At 37.1% G+C, this 7,444-nt stretch carries 5 protein-coding genes (1 of these 5 cut by a window edge); 4 read left to right on the forward strand and 1 reads right to left on the reverse strand.

Translation table 11 applies throughout. The features are described from left to right. Positions 1-8 precede the first annotated feature (8 nt). Positions 9-1,262 carry an OmpA family protein gene (locus CH364_RS04215; protein ID WP_100742345.1) on the forward strand — a complete coding sequence of 418 codons (1,254 nt, stop codon included), beginning with the start codon at positions 9-11 and terminating at the stop codon, positions 1,260-1,262. 33 nt (positions 1,263-1,295) lie between these two features. Here the strand turns inward: CH364_RS04215 and CH364_RS04220 are convergent, their stop codons facing one another. Continuing rightward, the gene (locus CH364_RS04220) at positions 1,296-2,825 is read right to left on the reverse strand and encodes a malate:quinone oxidoreductase (RefSeq protein WP_100742346.1); all 1,530 of its coding nucleotides are present in this window, start codon (positions 2,823-2,825) and stop codon (positions 1,296-1,298) included. A gap of 70 nt (positions 2,826-2,895) precedes the next feature. On the opposite strand from CH364_RS04220, the gene CH364_RS04225 reads away from it, so the two are divergent. From CH364_RS04225 to CH364_RS04235, 3 genes are all read left to right on the forward strand, one after another. Continuing rightward, on the forward strand, positions 2,896-4,092 hold the full coding sequence (locus tag CH364_RS04225; protein ID WP_100742347.1) for a metallophosphoesterase: 1,197 nt from the start codon (positions 2,896-2,898) through the stop codon (positions 4,090-4,092). Positions 4,093-4,232: 140 nt separating this feature from the next. Continuing rightward, positions 4,233-6,014 (forward strand): methyl-accepting chemotaxis protein, encoded by a 1,782-nt coding sequence (locus CH364_RS04230; protein ID WP_100743400.1) that lies wholly within the window; start codon positions 4,233-4,235, stop codon positions 6,012-6,014. 302 nt (positions 6,015-6,316) lie between these two features. Further along, on the forward strand, positions 6,317-7,444 hold the 5' portion of the coding sequence (locus tag CH364_RS04235; RefSeq protein ID WP_243401245.1) for a methyl-accepting chemotaxis protein. It continues 633 nt past the right edge of the window; only the first 1,128 of its 1,761 coding nucleotides appear in the window; the start codon lies at positions 6,317-6,319; the stop codon falls past the right edge of the window.

Below are 7,444 nucleotides of genomic sequence, written 5' to 3' on the forward strand. Positions count from 1 at the left end.
GATCACTCATGCAGAAAATGAATTGGAGATTTAATTTTATTTGTTTCGGAATTTTTTTTCTTTTTCCTGTTGGATCCATATTTGCTGAAGGTTTTGACCGCGGAAAATTGATTTTCTACGGGAATGGTGCGATGGGGATCGGTGAAAATTCGGGAACATTGGAGAAGAATGTTGAAAAAACAAATTTCCCTAATTTTCTTGCACTAAACTCTCCTTATGCGGACAACCTCTCAATTTATACCAATTATTATGCCTTAAATCTCTTTAACCGAGAGAGAACGGATCTTTCGAGTCAATTTGGAGAATTGGGTTTCGAATATGGATTGTTTCGTTATTTTGGAATTGGGTTATCTGTTTCTGACCAAGTGATCCGGGCCTCTAATTTTCGATCGGTTGACGAAAGACAAATCATCATTTATGCGTTATCTGCTTCCAACTATTCTACGCTTCTCACTCGGTTGAACCAAGGAGACATGTATGATATGGCTGTTCAAAAACGAAGGGATGTGTTTCATTCCACTTCAGGTGATTTAAATCTTTTTTTTCACATCCAACCTAACGACCCGATGGATCCCTATGTTCGAATTGGTGGAGGTGCCGGATACGAAAGAATATTTGGCGGTGGCACCAATCGAGTGTTTGGTGCTTTTGGTTTGAGATACCATTTTGACAGTCATTTTTTTATAAATGCTGAATTAGAACATTCGAATGTTTATATAGTAAAATACGACCCACCAAGTTCCGGCCATAGGAACAAGGGGAATTTTGAAGAGACTTTTTATAAAATAGGTCTGGGTGCTAGTTTTTCAACATTGGGAGAATCTAAACCAGAGTTAGAGACAAAACCAGATTCTGTCATTGACACGGCGGGTTCTGAAATTCCTGCGCAACCGAAAGAAACCATAGTTGATAATAAACTGGAGAGGTTTGTATTCCTTGCGAGTGAGATTTTTGATTTACCTACGAGTCGAATCCACTTAGAAGGACGTGCGCGTTTAGATGCCATAGCACGTAGTTTGGAAAATGAGTACAAGGACTTTGATGTTCTTGTCATTACATACACAAGTCCTTTCCGTGAAGATGTTCCTGGAAATTACGAAAACTATGATCTTGGTTTTGAACGTTCGCAAGCAATCTCTAGAATTCTAAGAGAGAAAGGAGTGAGCCCAAGGCGAATCATTGATTCCACCCAAGGTTCCTCTCTTTATACAGTGGAATCAAAAGAAAAAGTTGTGATTGAGCTTCGAAAAAAAGTAAAATAATCAAAAACGAAACTCAATATTTTAGCTTCATTTCTAAACTTTTGAGCCAACGTTAATTTGTTCGGTTTGGCTCAGGCCTAAAAGTTCTGATGTTTTTTTTCGACTTTCTAAACAAATTTCCGGGTTGTCTTTCATGGATTCGCCAAAACTGGGAATCATTATTTTTAGTTTTGATTTCCATTCTTCCGATACAATTTCTTTTGGGAAACAATCAGCTAACACTTCTAACATTATTGAAACTGAAGTGGATGCTCCTGGACTGGCACCGAGTAAAGCAGCAAGAGATCCATCCTTAGCTGAAACAACCTCTGTTCCAAATTCTAATACTCCACCTTCTTCCTCATCTTTTTTGATCACCTGAACTCTTTGGCCCGCCACAACCAATTCCCAGTCTTCAGATTTTACTTCAGGAAAATATTCTCTTAATGCATCGATTCGATCTTCATGTGACTGCATCGCTTGTCCGATGAGATACTTTGTTAGTGGAAGGTTGTGCATTCCCGCAGACAACATAGGAAAGATATTATCAAATTCTAAAGATTTAACTAAATCTAAATAGGAACCTTTCTTTAAAAATTTTGTCGTAAAACCAGCGTAAGGTCCAAATAATAATTCTTTTTTCCCTTCAATGATCCTCGTATCTAAGTGAGGAACAGACATTGGAGGAGAACCTACATTGGCCTTACCATATACTTTTGCAAAATGTTGTTTGATTACATTTCGGTTGCGACAACGCAACCACTGTCCACTAACTGGAAATCCACCAAAACCCGCAGCCTCTGGTATATCGGATTTTTCTAAAAGAGGGAGGCTTCCACCACCAGCACCTATAAATACAAATTTGGCTTCATGGTGTTCCTTTTCGTGTGTTTGGATATTATTTGAAGTGAGATGCCATAATCCATTTTCGCCTCGTTCTAAATCTTTTACATCTTCAAAATAATGAACATGAACATCTTGAAAACTTTCTAAATAACGGAACATCGCTCTCGTTAAGGTTCCAAAATTAACATCTGTTCCTAATTCCATTTTTGTTGCTGCCAGAGGTTCTGAATGATCACGACCCGACATAACAAGTGGAAGCCATTCAGCTAACGTTGTTTTATCTTCTGTATAAACAAGATCTTTGAATAGTTCATATTTTTTCAAAGCTTCGTAACGTTTTTTTAGAAACGAAACATTTTCTTCTCCCCAAACAAAACTATAATGTGGAATAGAATGAATGAATTCATCGGCATCTAAAATCCGCTTGGTGCCAGAGAGATAAGCCCAGAATTCCTTCGAAATTTCAAACCATTCTGCGATTTGAAGGGCTTTTTTTGTTTGGATCGAACCATCTTCGTTTTCAATTGTATAATTTAATTCACAAAAGGCTGAGTGTCCAGTTCCTGCATTATTCCAGGCATTCGAACTTTCCCTTGCGGCAGCGTCCAATCGTTCTAAAACTGTGATTGTTAGGTGGGGTGCAAGTTCTTTCAGTAGAACTCCGAGAGTGGCACTCATAATCCCTGCTCCAATCAAAATCACGTCCGACTTAGTTCTAACTGTATCTTTTTCTTTCATCCTCTACCTTCTGTCTCATTATCGACAACTTTTCTGTAATAATCTATGTCCAAAGAATAGGGTCACTCAATTGAAAGCATTCTTCCTATTTTTGTCCGTTCTCACATCGCTACTCGGATTTATCTATTATTATTCTACCTTTCGATTGATCTCAGGACTTTCACTGAATGGACCTGTCGTTTTAGTCATTTTATTGGGAATTGGGGCTTTGGTTTTACTTGTTCCTCTCACTTATACTTTCAGTAGGATCTCCAAACGGGAAAAAACCCAAACATTCTTCGCTTATATCACCTTCACAAACTTTGGTTTTTTTTCTATCCTCTTCACTTTGGTCCTTATTATGGATTTTTTACGTTGGACGGATTTAGGAATTATCACTCAATACTCGCAGGTTTTATTTTCGAGTTTGGTACATTTTGGTTTTCCTTTGGATGGAGTGACTGAAGTCAAAAATTTTAGTTTGGCTTTTTCAACCATCGTAGCGGCGACTGCACTCAGTTCCCTTGGATTTTTTAACGCACATGTTCGATTGAAATACAAACAAGTGTCAGTTCCTATCAAAAATTTACATCCTGATTTGATAGGTTTTAAAATTGTCCAAATTTCTGATGTTCATATCGGACCCACGATTAAAGAAAAATTTTTACAAAGAGTTGTGAAAAGGATCAATTTTCAGTCGCCAGATGTGGTAGTGATTACCGGAGACTTAGTCGATGGACCAGCTTCCACCTTAAAACAACATTTAAAACCGCTGGCGCAGATCCAGGCAAAATATGGAACTTTTTATGTGACTGGAAATCATGAATACTACTCTGGTGTTCTTTCTTGGTTACCTGAAATTCAAAAATTAGGTGTAAAAATTTTACTCAACCAAAATCAAATTCTATCAGTAGGAAAAGCCAAATTGCTGATGGCAGGAGTCACGGATTTAACTGCTGGAAAAATGATTAAATCTCACCAAACAGATCCTAAACGAGCAATGGAAGGTGGAGAAACTTGTGATTATAAAATTCTTTTAGCCCACCAACCCAACAGTATTTATGAAGCAAGTGAAGTTGGTTTTCAGCTGCAAATCTCTGGGCATACACATGGTGGACAGTTTTTTCCTGGAAATATCCTGATTTATTTTGCGCAAAAATTTGTTTCTGGTCTACACCGATACAAAGACTCCTTAATTTACGTTAGCCGGGGGACTGGATACTGGGGTCCTCCGTTTCGTTTGGGTGCCCCCTCTGAAATTTCCGTATTAACACTGGAATCTGCATGATTTTCGTGTGAATGGCGTTTGAAATTGAATCCTGAACAAGGAACTCAAGATGTTCCTTGCAGAAAAAAAATTACGAAAGTAGATGAAGTTCTTTGGGATTTTTGAAATGATTGTCAAACGAAATGGCGGAACCACAAAGCATGAATCAGAATTTACTCATCAGAAAATTGACTATTGCAATCGAAGCTCCTCTTTATTTACTAATCTTTCCTTATTTTATAAACTTTTGTTTATTTGCCTCGCGTTTTGATGTTACGACTCTCATCAATTTAGCTATTCTTGGATCACTTCTTTCCCTTGTGCCTTTGGTCATCGGAATCACCCTCAGACATCGTAGATTAAAACGTTTGTTAGCTTATTCAAATTTTGCTGATGGAAAAACATTGGAAAGTTTAAAAAAGGGACTTTTGGAGCACCCGCACTGGGAAGGAAAGGTGATCCTCATCCGTTGGACAGTCTCAATTTTGGGTTTTTCATTTATGGCTGCGACAGTTTTAGACCTTCCATGGAAAGAAATATTAGCATTGCCTTATGCATGTGTGATGTTATCTCCCATCATTTATTTAGCATTTTATTTTCAAACCGAAGTAAACTTGAGTCCTGTCCTTAAAGCAAAGGAATTGTCCTCAGTTCTTTTGGATGAAACAAAAATCCGAGTATTTGGCGTTTTCCAGCGGAATCTTTTTACAATGATTGCAGTTGCATTGTTGCCAATGTTAACCTTTGGATATTATCTGTTTTTAATTTTGTTAACAGAGTTCCGTTCTCCTTATTGGTTTTACCAAATGCCCATTGTTTTTGTGATGATGGTTGTAATTATCATTTATGCTGCGTATGTTGGAAGTAAATCCCTTAAGGAAGATATTGGTAACTTAAACCATTCGATAGAAAAACTATCACAAGGAGAATTGTCAGAAACCATTCCACAACTTTCTGCAACAAACTTAAGTCATACGATCACTAAGTTAAACTTATTTATGGAATCGTTGCGACAGTATTTCCAAACTGCAAAGGTAGAAGCTGTTTCACTTCTTTCTACATCTAAATTAATTTTAGATAAAGGTAGTGTGATCGACTCTCAAGTGATAGCAGAAAAAACTAAATTAGACTCTACGTTTGAATCAGTGAACCAAATCCAAAATCTCTCTCGTGCCACTTATGACCGTGTCTTATCACAAAAAGATAAAACAAACTTTTTAGCAAGCGAACTCACAAGAGTCACAGATGAAATGACGGAACTTTCGATCAAAGCTGATGGATTGGCACAAAATACTGTTCATTCCATTGGAACTATCCAAGTAGCAAAGGATGCAATTCAATCTGCCTATGAAAAAGTAGAAGTCATGAATCAAATGAGTGAAAATATCAAGGAAACAATTTCCATAGTAGAAGATATTTCTGACCGAGTGAATTTACTTTCCTTAAACGCATCCATAGAAGCTGCACGTGCAGGAACAATGGGAAGAGGATTTGCTGTTGTTGCCGGGGAAGTGTCACGACTCGCAGATGAAACTGCAAAGAATATTGAAGAAATTAAACGCGTTGTGAAATTATCTCAAGTTGCTTCCAAAGAAAGTTTGGAATCCATGAAGGAGATTATCTCTACCAATGAAGATGTAAAATTGAAGTTTGAAGAAATATCGAAAGTAGTGCAGATGTTTGGACGTACAAGTGAAGCTAGTTCTGAAAATGTAAAGTCATTAAAAGATCTTGTTGCTCAGTTTCAACGGGATGCAGAACAAATTACGGAAGAAATGAAATTACAAACAGGATATACGGAAAAGTCGAATACGAACTTACAAGAGTTATGGGAAAATCATTCAAAAATTTCCACTACCTTTAGTGAAATTTCGGAGGAGGCAAACCGTTTGCAAACAGTTTCTGATTCCATGGAAAAGATTGTATCTCGGTTTCGATTTTAAAACCATCTTTTGAAACTTCTTTAAAGTATTGTAAATGAATGCAGAGGCTAGTTTGGTTTTAGGAATTGGCATTTGAACACTGATCTAATGCTCCAGGCTATGTCTCTTAATCTTCGAGAGCAGAGAATTCTTGTAAATTTTTTATTTACAGATAGTGCAAAGTGCATATTGTTTTCTATGCCATTTGTAAAAAAATATAGTTAGTTTTTTTACTGGTCTCTTGTAAGCGGAAATATTAAAAAAGACTTTCATTTCATATAAAGTTTTTGTTCTCTCATAATTCAAACGATCACTTCCAAAATATGTTAAAACAAACTCTACATAAACTTTATTCTCTTAGTATTCGTACTCAATTAATGATCTTCATTTTTGTGGTTCTTAATTTAGTACTAGGTCCAATTTTTTATCTCGTCTATCAGTCTGCAAAAAGTCAAATCGTAGATATTGGTGCAGACTTGTTTAAAACTCTGGCAACTGATTCAGTCGCTGTTATCGATTTATTAAATGAAGATGTAAAGGCCGGGAAGATGAGTTTAGCGGATGCCCAAGAAACGGCTAGGATCTATATTTTGGGTCCTAAAGGTTCCGATGGAGTTCGAGATTTATCCAAAGGTAAAATGTCAGCCAAATTAGATATGAGGGTTTGGGCATCGCACCCGAATGGTGTATTTACGATGAACCCCTTTAACATTGAGGGCGTAAATCTTTGGGATTACCAAGTCGATGGAAAGTTTACTGTACGTGACACTTGGTCCAATAAGGAAAGAACCGGAAAAATAGTATATGAACTATGGCAGGAAGGCGAAGAACCAACTCACTCATGGATTGCCTATCAGATCTATTATGAACCATGGGATTGGATTGTAGGATCTGGCGGGAGAGAAGCCATTTTTTATGAAGAGCGCCTCAAATCGCTTTCCTACTTATTCTTTTTCGGTGCCATATTTGCTTCCGTCATTTCGTTAGTTTTTTCTTATTTTTTTGCCGCAATCTTTGCGCGTAAAATCAATCACGTGAAATCACTGATTGGAAAAGCTCGGGAAGGTGATTTGACTTCAAAATCAAACCATGTATATAAAGATGAAATAGGATCACTGCTTACCGATTTTGATCAAATGACGAATAGTTTGCGAACGATGATTCAGGTTGTTTCACAATCGTCAAACGAGGTTTTGCAATCAGCAGATAAGCTAATAGAAAGTGCAAAAGGTTCTGCAAACGTAGCAGCTACGATATCAGAATCAATGACGACAGTAAGAAGTAATTCAAATACCCAATTGGAAGCTTTTTCTGAAAATAAATCTGCTGTAGAAGAGAATACCCTTGCGATCACAAAAATTGCTGAGGCCACTTATGTGGTTTCGGAATTGTCAAATGGTGTTTTGGAAAAAGTAGAAGAAGGTCAAGACATCGTTAAGAAAACAATTCAA

It is taken from the genome of Leptospira harrisiae (genome assembly GCF_002811945.1).
Taxonomy (GTDB): domain Bacteria; phylum Spirochaetota; class Leptospiria; order Leptospirales; family Leptospiraceae; genus Leptospira_A; species Leptospira_A harrisiae.

Bases quoted from the DNA above. Each gene is read 5' to 3' on its own strand.
- CH364_RS04215 (WP_100742345.1), top strand. From the start codon at position 9: ATGCAGAAAATGAATTGGAGATTTAATTTTATTTGTTTCGGAATTTTT.
- CH364_RS04230 (WP_100743400.1), top strand. From the start codon at position 4,233: ATGAATCAGAATTTACTCATCAGAAAATTGACTATTGCAATCGAAGCT.
- CH364_RS04220 (WP_100742346.1), bottom strand. From the start codon at position 2,825: ATGAAAGAAAAAGATACAGTTAGAACTAAGTCGGACGTGATTTTGATT.